Below are 18,761 nucleotides of genomic sequence, written 5' to 3' on the forward strand. Positions count from 1 at the left end.
ATTACCACAAAACTAACCCCAGCCATCAATTAACTCAATAATATTCCCAAATTTCTTAATAGGTTTTAAAAAATAATTAAGACCCCTGGGGATAAACCCGGCCTTTCCAGCTGCCCCCCCGACCTCGCCAATGTTGCCAAGCGGAATCGAGGGTCATGAGGCTATATAACAGGGCAATTAACGGTAGGGATAAACCCCAAAACCGGGAGCACCCATAGAATTTTAAGGTCGGGCCATAGGCGATCGCCATTAAGACCCAGGTAAAAGATCCTAATAAAGCCAGAGGTAAATCGCCCCAGATGATTGCCAGCATTAGAGCAATGGGGGCGGTTAAATAAACCAAAGCCATGCCCAGAAGGGTGCCTAGTAGCAGCAGGGGATTGTAATCCAATTGGGTATAGGCAGTGCGGCTAACCATCTGCCAAATGGTTTCTAGGCGATCGTAGGGCCGTAAGCTCCAATTTTCCCTAGTTAGCCCCAACCAAATAGGTGATTTTTGGGTTTTTACCTTCTGGGCGAGGGTGCAATCATCGATTAGTGCTTCCTTCAGAGCTTCAATGCCCCCAATGATTTGTAAAGATGACCGTTGAATAAGAATACAGCCCCCCGCCGCCGCCGCCGTTTTATGGTGGGGATTATTCACCAATGGGAAGGGATAGAGCTTTTGGAAGAAGAAAATAAAGGCTGGAATCAGTAATCTTTCCCAAATACTCTCACAGCGCAACAGCACCATCAGGGATACCAGGGCTAAATTTTCCCGCTGGGCCTTTTCCACCAAGGCTTTAATGGTTTGGGGGCCATGGGTAATATCCGCATCGGTGAGGAAAATATACTCGGGCCAGGATTCTGGACTTTGCTTGTCCGACTGCACTGTTTGCCAGCCCTGTTCCACTGCCCACAATTTTCCTGACCACCCAGGGGGTAGCGGTTGCCCCGACACCACTTCCAGGCGATCGCCATAGCCTAAATCGGTGGCGATACGTTGGGCCACAGTGCCGGTGTTATCACTACTTTGGTCATCCACCAAAATGATTCTTAACGGGCCAGGATAATGCTGTTGCAACAAACTGGGCAAACTTTGACCCAAGACGCTGGCCTCATCCCGAGCTGGAATAATGGCCGCTACGGGGGGATAGTCCTTTAACGGCGATGGCTGATCAAAGTTTAAAACCTGGTCACAGCGCCAAAAATTTCCCCAGCCCCCCAGCAAAAAGCACCAAATCAGGCAGGAGATTACGGTAATTGCTAAGACAAAGGTGACCATTTGTCCACCTACAAATTCTTTTCTAAATTAGGAGCAAAGGACAAGCTACAGCTACACACCTGGGCGGCATTGGGGTTGGTGAAGCGGAATCCTCCCCCCATTAAATCTTCGGCATAATCTAATTTGAGATTGTGGAGGTAACCTGCACTCTGGCTATCGACCAACACCGTCACCCCGTCACTTTCATACTCCAAATCGTCAGCGGTAATTTCCGGGACAAAATCCAAATGGTATAACCAACCGGCGCACCCTCCGGGCCTAACCGCGAGGCGAAAATGGTGGCGGGTTAGTTGGCGACTGTGTTGCAATCGTTTAATTTCCTGGGCGGCACTGGCAGTCAATTGCAGCATAGGCTAACGCAATGGCTCAAAAAGAAATCGAGAAATTAGACATAAAGTTCCATCTGCCATACTACCAGGGCGATCGCCGACCTTGGATGAAATTTTCCGTTAACTGCCGGAGAGCCATTCTAAAGATAAAGAGTTAGAAAATTTCCGTATTCAAGGCTTTTTTCAATGCCCCAATGCCCTGTTTGATACGACGGGAAACGGTGATCACGCTCACCCCCATCATTTCAGCAGCTTCCTTGTGGGTGAAGTCATGGAGAAAAACAAATTCCACAATGCGGCGGGTACGTTCTTCCAAACCGGCCAGGGCCTGTTGCAGGCGGATTTGATCCTCTGGGCTAAGCTGAAAACTACGGAATTCGTGGTGGGCTAAACAATCCCCCAGGTTAACCTGCCCGTCATCGTCGCCGTTTACCTTGGTGTCCAAACTCACCAGCTCACGATTTTGCAATGCTAGTTTGGTTTCCTGCCAGTCCGTCAGGGGCACCGCTAAAATTTGGGCAATTTCCTCATCGGTGGCAGCCCGGTCATATTTGAGGCGAAATTCTTGCTGGACGGCGATCGCCTGGCGACCCAGATCTAACCAACGACGGGGAATGCGAACACAATTACTTTTGTCCCGCAGAAAATGCTGGATTTCCCCCCGGACATAGGGGATAGCAAAGGAGCTAAAAGCATTGCCCTTACTCACATCAAATCTTTCAATGGCCCGGATTAGTCCCAAACAACCCACCTGGGATAAATCTTCAAAACTTTCATTGCATTGGGCTGTCCAATGGTGCGCTTCTTTCCTCACCAGACCCAGATTGACTTCCATAATCTGATTACGCACGTCAACGTTGTGGGACTCTGCGTAGATTTTGAATAGTCTCAGAGTCTCAAGTTTGAGGTTTTCACTGGTGGCATTGGTCATGGTTTTGGGTTTAGACGACTCTAGTCAATTCTACCGATGGTCAGGCTCTGCCTACATCAGCAAATATATGGAGAAAATAAAAACTTTTTGCCAACCGATGCCCCAGCAAATACGCTTTGTTTGAGTTTGGGCATCATTCTCCCCCTTGCTCTGTCCGGGAAACTAGTTTGCGTTTGAATCGTTAGCAACGGAGAGATATGGCGAAGAACCCAGAGTAATTATAAGACTAATTCAAAATCTGGACAATAATATGGGGAAAAAGTCAACAATTCTTCAACTAAATCCTTAAGCATTGTTTAAGCATTTGCTGAGCTTGCTGTTGATAACCGCCCCCAAACAAATTGAAATGGTTGAGGATGTGATAGAGATTGTAGAGGGTTTTCCGTTGTTGATAACCAGGCTCTGGGGGATGAATGGCATGGTAACCCTGGTAAAATCCCGCTGGAAACCCGCCAAATAATTCTGTCATGGCAATATCCACTTCCCCATCGCCGTAGTAGGTGGCCGGGTCGAGAATTACCGGTTCCCCTGTGGTTAAAATCGCACCATTGCCAGACCACAAATCGCCGTGGACTAAAGCCGGTGTCGGTTGGCGATCGCCTAGTAAATCCTTCACTTTGGGCACCACCGCCGTTGGATCGGGAAAGTTGCCTCCCCGTCGTCGGGCTAGGGCCAGTTGATAGCCGAGGCGATGCTCCGCAAAAAAGTCGGCCCAACTATCGGTCCAAGGATTGGGCTGGGGAGTGGCCCCGATGGTGTTATCAGTCTGCCAACCAAATTGGGCGCTGCCCCCCGCTTGATGCAATGCCGCCAAATTTTGCCCCATGCGATACCAACTATCATGGTTGCCCTGGCCAAACTCTAGCCATTCCAACACCAGGTAACTATGGCCGGCGGAACTACCGTGGCAAATGGGCCGGGGAACCCTAATGGTATGGGTGGCCGCCATGGCTTCTAACCCGAGGGCCTCCGCTTGAAACATGGGCCACTGCTGGGCTTGGTTAAGTTTGACAAAATACTTCTGTTCCCCATCCATCAGGCAATAGCCCTGGTTTATGCAACCACCACTCACTGATCGCCGTTCCTGCCCATGGAAGGGTTGGCCGGTGGTCTGACTGATTTGTTGGGCAATGGTTTGCCAAAGGACAGGGGAATTCACAGGCAAATGGAAAGTAGGGATAGAGAGTACAAATTCCTAAGCTGGGGGGGGAGTTGCTAACAGGGGGTCTAACTGGCCCCGGCTGTCCAGGCTATACAGTTGGTCACAGCCACCAATGCCCTGGTCATTGACAAAAATTTGGGGTACAGTGCGTCGTCCCTCTGCTCTTGCCGCCATAGCTTGCCTGGCTTGGTCATCGCCGTCAATTTTATACTCGATGAACTTAACTCCCTTCCACCACAGTAAAAGCTTGGCCCGGATGCAAAAAGGGCAAGTTTGCCAAGTATATACTTCCACTTTGGCTTTGATCCCATCCGCTTGGCGGCCACTGAGGAGGGGGAGCCAGTTGAACAAATTAGCCATGACATTACCTGGAGATTGGAACTGGGAATTTCAAATGGGGACTGCAACGGGATTGTCTTGGTCCTTCTCCTCAAGCATTACAGATCGGCCGGTGTAGCCTCAACCTGGCCATCGGCCCCAACCCAGACGATTTGCCCCACTGCCGTGGTCTCAGCATAGGTGTGCAGTTCCTCCGGCGATCGCCCACCAAGGTCCAATTCCACCCGGCGATCGGGATGCTGGCGGCGCAACTGTTGGGCATGGCGAAAGGCGGCTCCCTCAGCGGCATCATCCACCGGGCAAACTAGATAATCGATGGTGGCGGTGCTGGTGGGCAAAGTGCCCAATTCGAGTAAACATTGGTGCAGTTCTTCAATGTTCAAGGAAAAGCCCGTACCGGGAAAGGATTGCCGTTGGGGATGGTATTGACTGAGGAGTTGGTCATAACGCCCCCCCTGGCCCAACACGTAACAGTTATCAGTTTGGCGGCTCACCGCTTGGAAAACCATCCCAGTGTAATAATCAAACGGCTGGAGCCAACTCAAATCTAGTACCAAATTGGAGGGCCCATCTCCACTGGCCGCCACCAAGGACAACAATGCCTGCAGGCGATCGACCCGAGCTAAACATTCTCCTTCCAAGTTTAATTGGGCTAATCTTCCCAACACTTCCTCCACGGTGCCCCGCAGGTCAAACAGTTGTAAGGCCAAGTTTTTAGCTGCGTCATCGGGATAGGGGAGTTGGGAGAGCTCCACATAGTCCAAACGGGTGATGCAATCCCGGACAGAGGCTTGGAGAGGGGTAGGTAATTTGGCCAATAGACTTCTAGTCAGGCCAGCGTCACCCAAAATTAGTTGCCAATCGGTTAGGCCCAATTGGGTGAGGCAATCGGTCAACAGCAGAAGAATTTCCGCATCGGCCCGGACGCCTCCAGCAAAGAGTAATTCTATGCCCGCTTGGAAAAACTCCATTTGCTTCCCGTGGTAGCCTTCTGGAGGATTGCGAAAGACGTTGGCCCGGTAACACAATCTTTGGGGCTGATTGTCAGTCATGCGGGTCACTACTGCCCGGGCAATGGAAGCAGTCAATTCTGGCCGTAAACCCAACCGTCCTTCCCCCCGGTCCTGGAGTTGGATAACTTTATGGGCGGAAATTGCTCCCCCGGCCACAAGGGTATCCAGCCATTCCAAAGTGGAGGTAACAATGCGCTGATAGCCCCAGCGGTGAAAAGTTTGTTGCAGTTGGTCATTGATGCAGGCTTTTTGGGCAACTTCTAGGGGAAGTAAGTCCCTGGCTCCAGCGGGGGGATGGTGAATCATGGCAGCTTAGTTTCGGCGGGGGCAAATTTAAATATAATGTTTTCCCGCAACCCCAAGGAATATTTCCCCGGTTTTCCTTGGTTGGCAAAATTCTCAAAACCTTTACTTCCAGGTGATCAGGCGGATTTTTCTAGGTGATGGAGTAGGGCTTGGCGCATCACATCAACTGGTACGTCCCGTTGTAACCAAATTTTCAATGCCGCAGCCCCCTGTTGCACGAGCATTTCTGCTCCGTCGATGGTCACTAAGCCTCGCTCTTGGGCCTGTTGTAAAAACTTGGTGGGGCGGGGAGTATAAATTAGGTCATAGGCGATCGCCGTGGGCGGTAATTTTTCCACCAGGTATTGATCTAGGGGGGATTGCTCGGGATGGGGAACCATGCCCACGGGGGTACTGTTAATCAATAAAGTCGCTTGGGGGATAACCTTGGATAACTCTTCCCAGGGCAGGACTTGCAAAGCTTGTTTGATTTCCTGATCTGTCCAACTGTCGGCAAACTGGGCCAGTTTTTCTGGACTGCGACCCACCACAATAATTTCTGGACAACCCAATTGGATTAAACCCACCACCACTGCTCTGGCGGCCCCACCGTGACCGAGGACCACCGCCTTCCCCCCTGACCAATCTCGCTTTAACTCCAATAGAGGAGCCAAAAAACCCTCAACATCGGTATTGGTTCCCTGCCAACCATGGCCATCCCGCCAGAGAGTATTCACGGCCCCCACTTGCTGAGCGGTTTCAGTTATCTGGGTTAATAAAGGCATCACCGCCTGTTTATGGGGAATCGTCACGCTTAACCCCTGGACTCCACTGGCCCCCAAACCTTCAATGGCTACTGGCAAATCCGCCGGGGCAATGGGAAAAGCGGCATACACATGGTCACTGGAGATCGCCTGGAGAGCTGCATTGTGCATCACCGGGGAGAGAGAATGGGCCACCGGATGACCAATCACACCGAGAAGCTTAGTTTTACCGGTAATGGGGAGCATGGGGGACAATTGTTAATTTAAATGGAGCCATGCTATATTACTAAATCGCTAGGACGTATAGCTCAGTTGGTTAGAGTACATCGTTGACATCGATGGGGTCACTGGTTCGAATCCAGTTACGTCCATAAATTTGCTGTACAGTGACACAATCTTTGTCATTGGTGACACATTGATGTCATCATGCCAAATTTCGTGTCGTGATGACAGATTGTTGTAACAAGCCCTAAGAGAGGATAACCCTTCTGGCACCAAACATCAAAATCTTTCTCCTCGGCCACTAGACGCAAAAGCTCATTGATTAATGGCGTGTTCTTTTCTGCCATTAACTCCCAGAGTTGCCGCCGGGTTGCTTCCGGTGCGATCAGGTCACAATGAATTGTAATGATACTCATCTCCAGATAATAACACTATGTTTTTATTCTGTGCTGGAGTTGAATGACGAGAGTCGTAATATAGTTGGACAACCTAACTAAATTGCTAAGCGAATGTTTTTTACCAGCCACCAGGCAGCAGAAATTACCGGGTGTACCCTACGCCAATTGCAGTATTGGCGTGAGAAGAGGGTGGTAAGTCCAACGGTGGACGCGACGGGTAGAGGCAGAACCGTTTACTACAACCAAGTAGACCTTTGTGAGTTAATGGTGATGAAACACCTTCTTGGCACTGGTCTGGAATATACCCAAGCCGTTGAGGTGTTGAACTTATTGCGGGAGAAGGAGCCAGGGTTTGCTGATATGGCTGTGGAAAGTCGCTATATCGTGACCAGAAACCCAGAAGATAAAGCTCTTATTCTTGAATGCTTTGACTTAGATGCAGTGCAGATGGCTATGTATGCGGGGCAGCTTGTAGTGCCCCTTTGGTTAGACCAAATTCACCTAAAATTAAGTCGAAAATTAAGGGATATGTCTGGTACTGAAATGCCTGACATAAATCACCCACCCCAACGGGCCGAAGATGAAGCCCGCAAGCACATAGATCAACACTTAAGTTCTGTTGGGTGGGAGATTGTCTCGATGAAACTTGGGATACGGATGGACAGGCGCAGTGCCCATGCGGTTAGGGAGTATCCCCTCGCCACCGGCCGGGCAGACTATGCTCTTTTCGTTAATGATTTGCTATTGGGGATAGTGGAAGCTAAACATTTATCAAGTTCATCTTTCAATCCCCACTCTGCCCTGGAGCAGGCTAAACGTTACTCTAAGGGGGCATTCGATGGGGTTGGTAATTGGCGGGGCTACCGTGTGCCTTTTCTCTACTCCAGCAACGGAGAGTTAATTTACTTTCTGGATATGCGGGAAGACACTAACATTGCCTGTCAGCTCCAGTTGTTTCACACGCCTCAGGCTCTATTCGAGCTACTAGGCCAAGATACAGCGGATTCCTAGACAAAATGGCACGATATAGGACGATCGCCGTTGGGGTAAACCCCTTCACCGTAAACGTTTCAAAAAAAGATCCACGATGAATCAACCAGCATTGCCTCTACAAATATCAGCCGAACTAGGCAACTGGTTACAAACAGAGCAGCTAAGTCTGGGACTGAGTACTTACCAAACCAATCGGTTAATGATGGTGGGGAGTAACAGCGAAGGCAGACTGGCACTGAATGAACGACTGTTTGATAAACCCATGGGGTTGTACGTGAAGAACCAGAGCCTTTACATGAGCACCCGCTACCAAATTTGGCGCTTCGATAACTGCCTGCAACCGAGAGAAACTTACCAAGAAGCCGATCGCCTTTATCGACCGAGCCAAAGTTATATCACTGGCGGTCTTAATGTCCATGACCTGGTGCTGGATAAAAACGGCTCCCTCTTATTCGTCAATACTGACTACAGTTGCCTTGCCACCCTCGAAGAAGGGCATAGCTTTAAACCCCTGTGGCAACCTCCCTTTATCAAAAAATTGGTTTCCCAAGATAGTTGTCACCTCAATGGCTTAGCGATGGTGGATGGGGAACCCCGCTATATGACCGCCTGCGGTGAAACCAATAAACCGGCGGGTTGGCGTAACCATCGGCAAAATGGTGGCATCATCCTGGACATCTCCAGTAGTGAAATCATTGCCACTGGGCTATCTATGCCCCACTCCCCCCGCTGGCATGACGGCAAACTCTGGTTACTCAACTCCGGCACAGGGGAACTGGGTTACATCGAAGCGGAAAAGTTTGTGCCGGTTACCTTCTGTCCTGGCTTTGTGCGAGGACTTACTTTCTGGAAACACTGGACGATCGTCGGTTTATCGCAACTGCGCTCCAAGAATTTTGGGGGATTAAGACTAGAGGAGCGCTTAAATGAAATCGGTCAAACTCCCCAGTGTGGGGTAATGGTGATTGACCTACGGACAGGGGAAATTGCCCATTCCCTGATTTTTGCTGGCGTGATTGAAGAACTGTACGACGTGGTGGTTATCCCTGGAGTGACTAAACCGAGGGTGATTGGTTTTCAAGATGAAGACATTGAAAGGCTGATTACCTATCCCGGTTGTCAGGGACTGATTACCACCAAACCCGCTGTCAAACGTCCCAGCCTTGGCCCCAAAGCTCCCATTCCTGGGCTAGCCACTAAAGAACGGGTGGAGCGGGAAAACCAAGAAGCTAGGGAAATCGAGGACTTAGAACGACAAGCAGAACTGGCGGCCGCCCCGGTCAAATATCAACGGGTTTATCACCTCAACCCAGAAAGCCTTGTCCCCTATGACAATATGACCTTTCCCAGTCTGCAACAACGCTGGCAACAGCAACCCCAACGGGGAGAAGTGGTGGGGGTATCAGCCTCTCGGTTAGGGGATTTGGTCGGTTTTGTGATTGGAGAACAGCTCAGTCCAGAGCGGGTTGAAATTATTTCTTTTAACGTTGATCCCAGTCAACGTCGCCAGGGTATTGGTCTTCGGATGTTGCAAATCTTGGAGCAGCAACTGGTAAGAGAAGGGGTAACGCAATTTGTCTTCCTCTATCCGCCGATCGCCGATATTTGTATTGCCTTAGAACCGTTATTGCAACAGTTGGGCTGGCAACCGCCAACTATGTTGAGTCCCCAGGTAAAGGGAAGCCACAAAACCTTTGCTAAGGCGGCTGATGTTGTTAAAAGTTCGACTAATGTTGCTGTTAATGACACTATCAAGCAAGCTTTTCAGGCAGGAAAACAGTTAGCCCAAGCCGGACAATTAAAAGAGGCTGTAGAGCAATTTCAGTCCGTTCTATACCAACAACCCAACTATATTCCTGCTCTCAATCAACTGGGGAATGCTTGGCAACAGTTAGGAGAATTAGACAAAGCGATCGCCTGTTACCAACAGGTCTTAGAAATTAATCCAAACATGGCCGTTGCCCATTGTAACCTGGGTAGTATTTGGCAAATGCAAGGAAAATATAAAGAGGCGATCGCCGCCTATCAAAAAGCCATTGAACTAAAATCTGATTTTGTCTTGGCCTACCGAAATTTAGCAAGTCTTTATACTAGTTACCGGCAATTTCAACGGGCAGAAATGGTGCTTTGGCGACTTCTAGAATTTCAGCCTGAAGACCCAGAAAATCACCAACTTTTGGGAAATATACTCCGTCAAATGGGCCATCTAGAAGAAGCAATTAGTTGTTTTAAAAATGCTATTAAATTAAACCCTCAGTTCAGTGAAGCTTATTATAGTCTGGGGTGTTTATTGATTACCAAAGGACAACTTAATACAGCTAAACAATACTTGCAAAAAATCCTCAAGACTCCATTGGATCAGCTTTCTTTTAATCCATCTTTCGTTTACAGCAGTTTAGGTTTTATCTTGGAAAACCAAAATAAATTCCTAGAAGCTCTCCATGCCTACAATCAATCTTTGCAACTCAATCCCGAAGCAACGGAGATTTTTTATCAACGGGAACATCTACGGTTAATCCTTTGTGATTGGGATGACTTTGATCATCGGATGCAAATCCTAACTGAACGCATTCAAAATCATTTAGAAACGCCCCATTCTGCCAAACTTACCCCCCTGAGTTTGAATAGCTTTGGGGCCCCGATCGCCTTACATACCACCGTCAATCGTCATTGGAGTCAAACGATTACGGAGGCCATGGCGGAACTGAAAGCCCACTGTGGGTTTACGCCCCGCAGGTTTAACCGAGAAAAAATTCGCCTAGGCTATCTATCCGCCGATTTTCGTAGTCATGCGGTGGGTTCCCTCATTGCCGACATTTTTCAATATCACGATCGCAATTTGTTTGAGGTCTATGGCTATTCCCTAGCAGACACAACCGATGAAACCACAAAAATTATCCAAAAGGGTTGTGATTTTTTTGTCAATATTGCCTCTCTCTCTGTGGAAGCCGGCGCACGGCGTATTTACGCTGACGAGATTGATATTTTGATTGATTTAGGGGGTTACACCACTTCATGTCGCCCAGAAATCCTCGCCCTCCAACCTGCGCCGATTCAAATGCAATATTTGGGTTATCCCAACACTATGGGAGCCGAATTTATTCAATATATACTTAGCGATCGCCAGATTATTCCTCCAGAACTTACCCCGTATTACACTGAACAGGTGATTGAACTGCCCCAGGCGTTTATTGCCTCCCCAGTGGAAATCACCAAAAAAGCGCCCCCCCGCTCGGCCTTGGGATTACCCGAAAAGGGATTTGTCTATTGCTGTTTTAATCGCACTGATAAATTTGATCCTTACTTATTTACCGTATGGATGCGTATTCTCCAACAGGTTCCCGACTCTGTGCTCTGGCTAAAGGATATTTCCCCTGAAATCACCCAAAAACTACGACAAGATGCCCAATCCCAGGGGGTTGCACCAGAACGCCTAGTATTTCTTTCGAACATTCCTTTGGCCGACGACTTCATTGCCCACTATCAACGGGCGGATTTATTTCTGGATACATTTAATTACAGTGCTGCTTCAACGGCGATCGCCGCTTTACAATCGGGACTACCCATTTTGACCTGTCCTGGGGAAACCTTTGCTTCACGGATGGGAGCCAGCATTTGTCATACCGTTGGCTTGGATGACTTTATTTGCGAGAGTCCCCAATCCTATGAAGAACAAGCTATTTATTGGGGAACCCATCCTCAAGAATTGCAGGCTATTCGAGATAATTTATTACAAACAAAGGGAGAGTTGCCCCTATTTCAGCCAAAGCAATGGGTTCGTAATTTAGAGTCGGTTTTACAGTCTCTTTGTAGTGGCGACAACTGTGTACAAGCTTAAGGTTTTTGCGACGACATTTACAGCCCTATATGACCGCCACCCATGAATCTCGCCATGCTTTTATTTCTCTGACTTAATTACCAAGACGGCGATCGCCAGAATGTTAGAATTCATTGATGTTTGATAATGTTTGCAAATTTCTAGCGGAAAACTTTTCCGAAGACTATGCCAGTTGGTTGCTCGGTCGTCCTGTCACCTTAACTAAACTGAGTCCAACGGAATTATCCCTAGAACCCATTCGTGCCGATTCCCTCATTCTGGAACAATCAGAAGACTTGGTTCTACATCTAGAATTTCAGACAGAACCCGATGAAACAATGGGTTTTCGGATGTTGGATTATCGGGTGCGGGTTTATCGTCGTTTCCCGGCTAAAACCATGCACCAAGTCGTGATTTATCTAAAACCAAGTAAATCCGCATTGGTCTATCAGGATAGTTTTCAACTCGGTGAAACCACCCATCGTTATCGGGCGATTCGGCTTTGGGAACAATCTTCAGAGATATTTTTGCAGAGTCCAGGGTTATTACCGTTGGCGATATTAACCAAAAGTGAGGAGCCAACAATACGATTAGGAGAGGTTTCTAAGGGATTGGATACAATAGAGAATCAAGGGGTGAGGGCTAATCTGATGGCTGCAACGGCAGTATTCGCAGGATTAGTGATGGAACCTGAAATGATTAAAACAATTTTAAGGAGTGACATTATGAAGGAATCAGCTTTCTATCAGGAAATTCTTCAGGAAGGTCGTCAGGATGGTCGCCAGCAAGGTCTTCTTGAGGGTCGCCAGGAGGGTCGCCAGCAAGGTCTTCTTGAGGGCAAGCTGAAAACAATCCCTCTACTTAAAAAATTGGGTTTGTCCATCGCCGACATTGCCGAGGAATTAGATATTGATATTGCTTTAGTCAATCAGTTTGTCGCTAATCAGAATAATTAAAAGTTAAATGCCCTGTCCGTCGGCGATCGCCCTCTTGCCGTGAAGTAAAATGGCGATCGCCGTTTTCAATGGATAATTAACAATTACGGTAGGGGCACAAGGCCTGCGCCCAAATCTCCACAAACTTCTAAAATCGCTGCAGGTATAGGCCAATTCTATGTTTTATATTATGGTGACCTTGCGGATCTATGCTTCCACGAATGATATTCTTCCTGGGTATATATACGTTAGTTATGAGTTATGCCGTTCGGAAACACCCATCCAGCGATCGCGCTGAGAGAATCATCCCTGTCCCCTCTCAACGCCATTAAATTTTAAATTAATCCCCCCAATCCTAAAAATCTTAACTTCATTATTGTGGCTAACGTATATATTTCTCAAACAGGAAGCAACAACCCCTTCAATGGCATTGATATTGGGAGTTACAGCGCTCCCACCTTGGCGGATATTGATGGCGATGGCGACCTGGATGCGATCGTGGGGGAATTTGACCGCAATCTCAAATACTTCCAAAACACAGGTAGTAACACCGCTCCCGTCTACACCGAGCAAACCGGCACGGCTAACCCCTTCAATGGCATTAATATCAGGCGTTACAGCAAACCCACCTTGGCAGATCTCGATGGCGATGGCGACCTGGATGCGATCGTCGGGGGACGTAACAGCACTCTCAAATACTTCCAAAACACAGGAAGTAGCACCGCTCCCGTCTACACCGAGCAAACCGGCACAGCTAACCCCTTCGATGGCATTAATGTCGGGTCTTTCAGCGCTCCCACCTTCGCGGATCTCGATGGCGATGGCGACCTGGATGCGATCGTCGGGGAATCTTACGGCACTCTCAGATACTACCAAAACACAGGAAGCAGCACCGCTCCCGTCTACACCGAGCAAACCGGCACGGCTAACCCCTTCGATGGCATTGATATTGGGAGTTACAGCGCTCCCACCTTGGCGGATATTGATGGCGATGGCGACCTGGATGCGATCATCGGGGAACTTAACGGCACTCTCAAATACTACCAAAACACAGGAAGCAGCACCGCTCCCGTCTACACCGCCCAAACCGGCACAGCTAACCCCTTCAATGGCATTAATATCGGGAGTTTAAGCGCTCCCACCTTTGCAGATATTGATGGCGATGGTGACCTGGATGCGATCGTGGGGGAAAATGACGGCACTCTCAAATACTTCCAGAGTGTTCCTGCGATCGCCATTACCCCAACAGGTGGCAACACCCAAGTCACCGAAGGCGGAGCCACGGATAGCTATACAGTAGTCCTAAACGTTCAACCCAGCGCCGATGTGACGATCGCCCTCAATGGTGGCACGCAACTCAGCACCAACTTCACCACCCTCACCTTCACCAGCGCCAACTGGAATGTTCCCCAAACCGTCACCGTCACGGCAGTGGATGATGGCATTGGCGAAGGACCTCACCGGGGTGTGATTACCGCCACCAGCAGCAGCACCGATTCCCGTTTCAATGGCATCGCGATCGACGCTGTACCCGTCAGCATCACCGACAACGACCTCCCCACCACTCCCCGCTTCTACACCCAGCAAACCGGCACAGCTAACCCCTTCAATGGCATTAATATCGGGAGTTTAAGCGCTCCCACCTTTGCAGATATTGATGGCGATGGTGACCTGGATGCGATCGTGGGGGAAAATGACGGCACTCTCAAATACTTCCAGAGTGTTCCTGCGATCGCCATTACCCCAACAGGTGGCAACACCCAAGTCACCGAAGGCGGAGCCACGGATAGCTATACAGTAGTCCTAAACGTTCAACCCAGCGCCGATGTGACGATCGCCCTCAATGGTGGCACGCAACTCAGCACCAACTTCACCACCCTCACCTTCACCAGCGCCAACTGGAATGTTCCCCAAACCGTCACCGTCACGGCAGTGGATGATGGCATTGGCGAAGGACCTCACCGGGGTGTGATTACCGCCACCAGCAGCAGCACCGATTCCCGTTTCAATGGCATCGCGATCGACGCTGTACCCGTCAGCATCACCGACAACGACCTCCCCACCACTCCCCGCTTCTACACCGAGCAAACCGGCACGGCTAACCCCTTCAATGGCATTGATATCGGGGATTACACCGCCCCCACCTTGGCGGATCTCGATGGCGATGGCGACCTGGATGCGATCGTGGGGGAACGTTACGGCAATCTCAAATACTACCAAAACACAGGAAGTAGCACCGCTCCCGTCTACACCGAGCAAACCGGCACGGCTAACCCCTTCGATGGCATTGATATTGGGAGTTACAGCACTCCCACCTTCGCGGATCTCGATGGCGATGGCGACCTGGATGCGATCGTGGGGGAACGTGACGGCAATCTCAACTACTTCCAAAACACAGGAAGTAGCACCGCTCCCGTCTACACCGAACAAACCGGCACAGCTAACCCCTTCAATGGCATTAATATCGGGCGTTACAACACTCCCACCTTCGCGGATCTCGATGGCGATGGCGACCTGGATGCGATCGTGGGTGGATTGTACGGCACGCTCAACTACTACCAAAACACAGGAAGCAGCACCGCTCCCGTCTACACCGAGCAAACCGGCATAGCTAACCCCTTCGATGGCATTGATATCGGGGTTTTGAGCGCTCCCACCTTCGCGGATCTCGATGGCGATGGCGACCTTGATGCGATCGTGGGGGAACGTGACGGCAATCTCATTTACTTCCAGAGTGTTCCTAACTTAGCGCCCACCGCTGTTGCTTTGAATAATCAGGTCACAACGATCGCTGAAAACACCGACACCACAACCCGTATCAAGGTCGCAGATATTGCCATCACTGATGATGCTCTAGGAACCAACACGATCTCGCTGAGTGGTGCCGATGCCGCTAGTTTTGAAGTCGATGGAACCGAACTTTATCTCATAGCGGATACAACCTTAGACTTTGAAGCCAAGCCAAGTCTAGTTATGCTGTTACCGTCACCGTTGATGACACCACCGTTGGTGCTACTCCTGATGTGACAGCTAACTTCACCCTGACCGTCACGGATGTGAACGAAGCCCCAACGATCGTTGCTTTGAATAATCAGGTCACAACGATCGCTGAAAACACCGACACCACAACCCGTATCAAGGTCGCAGATATTGCCATCACTGATGATGCTCTAGGAACCAACACGATCGCTCTGAGTGGTGCCGATGCCGCTAGTTTTGAGGCTGATGCCACTGGGTTGTACATCAAAGCGGATACAACCTTAGACTTTGAAACCAAGTCTAGTTATGCTGTTACCGTCACCGTTGATGACACCACTGTTGGTGCTACTCCTGATGTGACAGCTAACTTCACCCTGACCGTCACGGATGTGAACGAAGCCCCAACTATCGTTGCTTTGGATAATCAGGTCACAACGATCGCTGAAAACACTGACACCACAACCCGCATCAAGGTCGCTGATATTGCCATTACCGATGATGCCCTAGGAACCAACACCCTCAGCGTCAGTGGCACCGATGCCAGTTTCTTTGAAGTCGATGCCACCGGACTTTATCTGAAAGCCGGCACTGTCCTCGACTTTGAAACCCAAAGCAGTTTTTCCGTGACCATAGAAGTGGATGACACAACGGTAGGCAATACCCCCGATGCCACTGCTAATTTCACGTTAACCGTCACGGATGTTAACGAAATTGATGGCAATGATGCAGCTAATTTTCTCTTTGGAACCGGAAAAAATGAATTAATTCGAGGTTTTGGTGGCAATGATATTCTTTTAGGCAATGGCGGTAACGACACCCTCTATGGCGGAGAAGGAAATGATATTCTCAATGGCGGGTTTGGGTTTGGTGATGACGTGCTTATTGGAGGACTGGGAAGGGATAAGCTCATTGGTGGATTAGGCAATGATAAGTTTGTCTATAAAGCTTTAAATGAAGCAGGAGATGTAATCCTTGACTTCAATCGAAACCAAGATCAGTTAATTTTAACTGAGTTATTTACAAGTCTCGATTACGCTGGCACAGACCCCATTGCTGATGGTTATCTCCGCTTCAATCGCCTAGGATTTAGTACCCAGGTGCAAATTGACGCTGATGGTCTAAGCAATGGCTCCAACTACACCACCCTGACCACCCTAATAGGAGTTTTTCCTTCTAGCCTCTCCGTGGGGACTAATGTTGTGATCTAAATCTCTCTGAATTTGCCTTTACGATTAAGTGTATGGCAAATCATATTTTATTGGCGATGACACCGCTAGTTACTTTATCAATTCCAATTTCTTCACCCTGGCGACTGGTAATGGTGCAACCCAATCTAGCAGTAGTCCTGTTAACCTGAACCTCTTGGCTGGGGATACTTTTGGTTTCCAGGTTAGTACGACCAGTAATTTGGGAGGAGCGGGCGGTTTAACTATCAATGATTTTGATTTTAATGCCACCCCTGTGCCCTTTGAAACTGATGCTTTACCAGTGCTGGTCAGCATGACCTTTTTGGGAACTGGAATTTGGGCCAAGCGTCGATTTTCGATGAAAAAAATAAAGTAGTTAACAACTTGATGGTGACAACATTGGAAATGCCTTGGTACGTCATCTGCCATGAAAGTTGTAGCGGCTCACTAAACCATCCAAGCCCCAGACACAATAAAATATGAGGTGCCAACGGTTGTCAACTTCAGGAGCATTGCCCATGTCAGTCCAAAACCTGAGTAAACAAGATGTAGCCGCCCTCACTGCCGAGGATGTGGCTCAATTGGCCCAACGCCTGGAAAATGACGATTACACCGATGCTTTTGAAGGGCTGAAGGATTGGCATCTCCTGCGGGCGATCGCCTTTCAGCGGGAAGACTTAGCGGAACCCTATCTTTACCTGTTGGACAATGAAACCTATGACGAAGCTTAAATCTAGCCACCCATGGTGAAGGGCAAACGCATCCTAATTGGGGTGGGGGGCGGCATTGCGGCCTACAAAATTTGTGAGGTGGTGTCCCAACTATTTCAGCAGGGGGCAGAAGTAAAGGTCATTCTCACGGCCGGAGGTGAGAAGTTCGTCACGCCCCTAACTTTTACCACCCTGGCCCGCCATCCCGCCTACTGTGACGCCGATTTTTGGCAACCCATACACCACCGTCCCCTGCACATTGATTTGGGGGAATGGGCAGATATTTTCTTGATCGCTCCCCTTACCGCCCATACTTTGGCCAAACTGAGCCATGGTTTTGCGGACGATTTACTGAGCAATACGGTATTAGCTTCCCGTTGTCCGATTCTTTTGGCCCCCGCCATGAATACGGATATGTGGGAACAGGAGGCAGTGCAAAGGAATTTACAACAGTTGCTGACCGATCGCCGTTACCATTTGTTAGCGCCCAATGGGGGGCTGTTGGCCTGTGACCGTAGAGGGATGGGACGTTTGGCCGAGCCAACGCAAATTATTAACCGACTGCAGGCCCTGCTGTTTACCCAGGGGCAAGAAGATTTACGGGGTAAAAGGATTTTGATCACCGCCGGGGGTACCCAGGAATACCTTGATGCAGTGCGCTTTATTGGTAATCCGTCCACAGGCAAAATGGGTTTAACTCTGGCTCAATCCGCCGGCGATCGGGGGGCGACGGTAACCCTGATCCATGGCCCCATAGGAGATTTGTCCATACCCATGGGAGTAACCAGTGTGGCAGTAGTTAACGCAGAGCAAATGCAACAAGCTTTGATGACCCAAGCTCCCCTGGCGGATTGGATTGTGATGGCTGCCGCCGTAGCGGACGTTAAACCAGCCCAAACTGTGACAGGTAAAATGGCTAAACAGGATTTACCCGCTAGCTTACCGTTGGCCCCAGTGCCGGATTTAATTGCCCAGGTTGGTAAACAAAAACAGCCCCATCAATTGCTAGTGGGTTTTGCGGCCCAAACGGGAGATATTATTACCCCGGCCCAGGAAAAGTTACAGAGAAAAAATCTCGATGTCATTGTCGCCAATCCCATTGACCAACCCCAGGCGGGTTTTGGTAGTGACAGTAATCAGGCGGTAATTATTGACAGGAACGGTTCCCAAACGGCGATCGCCCCTTGTACGAAATTGGCCATGGCCCATCAGATTTGGCAATATTTGTTGGAAAGAGTGGGAAGTTGATTAATCCCTAACTTTTTTTGACGGCATGGTGATCAATTCCCCTTAGTTTTCCTTAATGACAGGACTTACGCAAAAGAAAACTTAAGAGTAGGAGAACGAAGCTGTTGACGCAGGAAATCAGACCATGGTTGATGAGATATTTCGTAGACTGTCAATGGGCTATTAACGGCTTGACGACGAAGAAA

Annotated in this window: 15 protein-coding genes and 1 tRNA gene; 9 read left to right on the forward strand and 7 right to left on the reverse strand. The window is 49.2% G+C overall.

The window, feature by feature from the left end:
• Window positions 1-76: 76 nt before the first annotated feature.
• The 7 genes from IQ217_RS13030 to IQ217_RS13060 form a co-directional block, all read right to left on the reverse strand.
• Window positions 77-1,264 (reverse strand): glycosyltransferase, encoded by a 1,188-nt coding sequence (locus IQ217_RS13030; RefSeq protein WP_194020271.1) that lies wholly within the window; start codon window positions 1,262-1,264, stop codon window positions 77-79.
• An 8-nt stretch (window positions 1,265-1,272) separates the two neighbouring features.
• On the reverse strand, window positions 1,273-1,614 hold the full coding sequence (locus tag IQ217_RS13035) for an iron-sulfur cluster assembly accessory protein (RefSeq protein WP_190599238.1): 342 nt from the start codon (window positions 1,612-1,614) through the stop codon (window positions 1,273-1,275).
• Between the two features lie 133 nt (window positions 1,615-1,747).
• Window positions 1,748-2,524, reverse strand: coding sequence for an RNA polymerase sigma factor SigF (locus IQ217_RS13040; protein ID WP_190599237.1), 777 nt, complete (start codon window positions 2,522-2,524; stop codon window positions 1,748-1,750).
• Window positions 2,525-2,801: 277 nt separating this feature from the next.
• Entirely contained in the window at window positions 2,802-3,689 is an 888-nt protein-coding gene (locus IQ217_RS13045; RefSeq protein ID WP_194020272.1) for a fructosamine kinase family protein, read from the reverse strand.
• Between the two features lie 30 nt (window positions 3,690-3,719).
• Entirely contained in the window at window positions 3,720-4,046 is a 327-nt protein-coding gene (gene grxC, locus IQ217_RS13050; protein ID WP_194020273.1) for a glutaredoxin 3, read from the reverse strand.
• 77 nt (window positions 4,047-4,123) lie between these two features.
• Entirely contained in the window at window positions 4,124-5,344 is a 1,221-nt protein-coding gene (locus IQ217_RS13055; protein ID WP_194020274.1) for an ATP phosphoribosyltransferase regulatory subunit, read from the reverse strand.
• Between the two features lie 116 nt (window positions 5,345-5,460).
• Complete coding sequence (locus IQ217_RS13060) at window positions 5,461-6,333, reverse strand: shikimate dehydrogenase (protein WP_194020275.1); 873 nt, start codon at window positions 6,331-6,333, stop codon at window positions 5,461-5,463.
• A 51-nt stretch (window positions 6,334-6,384) separates the two neighbouring features.
• Between IQ217_RS13060 and IQ217_RS13065 the strand changes: the two genes are divergently transcribed.
• The 9 genes from IQ217_RS13065 to coaBC all read left to right on the forward strand — a co-directional run bounded on the left by IQ217_RS13065 (window position 6,385) and on the right by coaBC (window position 18,576).
• Window positions 6,385-6,458, forward strand: a tRNA-Val gene (locus tag IQ217_RS13065).
• 360 nt (window positions 6,459-6,818) lie between these two features.
• Window positions 6,819-7,718, forward strand: coding sequence for a MerR family transcriptional regulator (locus tag IQ217_RS13070; protein ID WP_194020276.1), 900 nt, complete (start codon window positions 6,819-6,821; stop codon window positions 7,716-7,718).
• Window positions 7,719-7,794: 76 nt separating this feature from the next.
• Window positions 7,795-11,538 carry a TIGR03032 family protein gene (locus IQ217_RS13075; RefSeq protein ID WP_194020277.1) on the forward strand — a complete coding sequence of 1,248 codons (3,744 nt, stop codon included), beginning with the start codon at window positions 7,795-7,797 and terminating at the stop codon, window positions 11,536-11,538.
• A gap of 116 nt (window positions 11,539-11,654) precedes the next feature.
• Window positions 11,655-12,473 carry an Rpn family recombination-promoting nuclease/putative transposase gene (locus IQ217_RS13080; RefSeq protein ID WP_190597677.1) on the forward strand — a complete coding sequence of 273 codons (819 nt, stop codon included), beginning with the start codon at window positions 11,655-11,657 and terminating at the stop codon, window positions 12,471-12,473.
• A gap of 357 nt (window positions 12,474-12,830) precedes the next feature.
• Window positions 12,831-15,479, forward strand: a complete 2,649-nt coding sequence (locus IQ217_RS13085) for an FG-GAP-like repeat-containing protein (protein ID WP_194020278.1) — start codon at window positions 12,831-12,833, stop codon at window positions 15,477-15,479.
• Window positions 15,476-16,639: a hypothetical protein gene (locus tag IQ217_RS19320; RefSeq protein WP_194020279.1), complete on the forward strand. Its 1,164-nt coding sequence runs from the start codon at window positions 15,476-15,478 to the stop codon at window positions 16,637-16,639. The genes IQ217_RS13085 and IQ217_RS19320 overlap by 4 nt, the downstream gene beginning before the upstream one ends.
• Before the next feature lie 28 nt (window positions 16,640-16,667).
• Complete coding sequence (locus IQ217_RS13095; protein WP_194020281.1) at window positions 16,668-16,994, forward strand: hypothetical protein; 327 nt, start codon at window positions 16,668-16,670, stop codon at window positions 16,992-16,994.
• Between the two features lie 103 nt (window positions 16,995-17,097).
• The gene (gene isiD, locus IQ217_RS13100) at window positions 17,098-17,349 is read left to right on the forward strand and encodes a protein IsiD (RefSeq protein WP_194020282.1); all 252 of its coding nucleotides are present in this window, start codon (window positions 17,098-17,100) and stop codon (window positions 17,347-17,349) included.
• A gap of 12 nt (window positions 17,350-17,361) precedes the next feature.
• Entirely contained in the window at window positions 17,362-18,576 is a 1,215-nt protein-coding gene (coaBC, locus tag IQ217_RS13105) for a bifunctional phosphopantothenoylcysteine decarboxylase/phosphopantothenate--cysteine ligase CoaBC (protein WP_194020283.1), read from the forward strand.
• Window positions 18,577-18,761: the final 185 nt, after the last annotated feature.

The organism is Synechocystis salina LEGE 00031 (assembly GCF_015207985.1).
Taxonomy (GTDB): Bacteria; Cyanobacteriota; Cyanobacteriia; order Cyanobacteriales; family Microcystaceae; genus Synechocystis; species Synechocystis salina.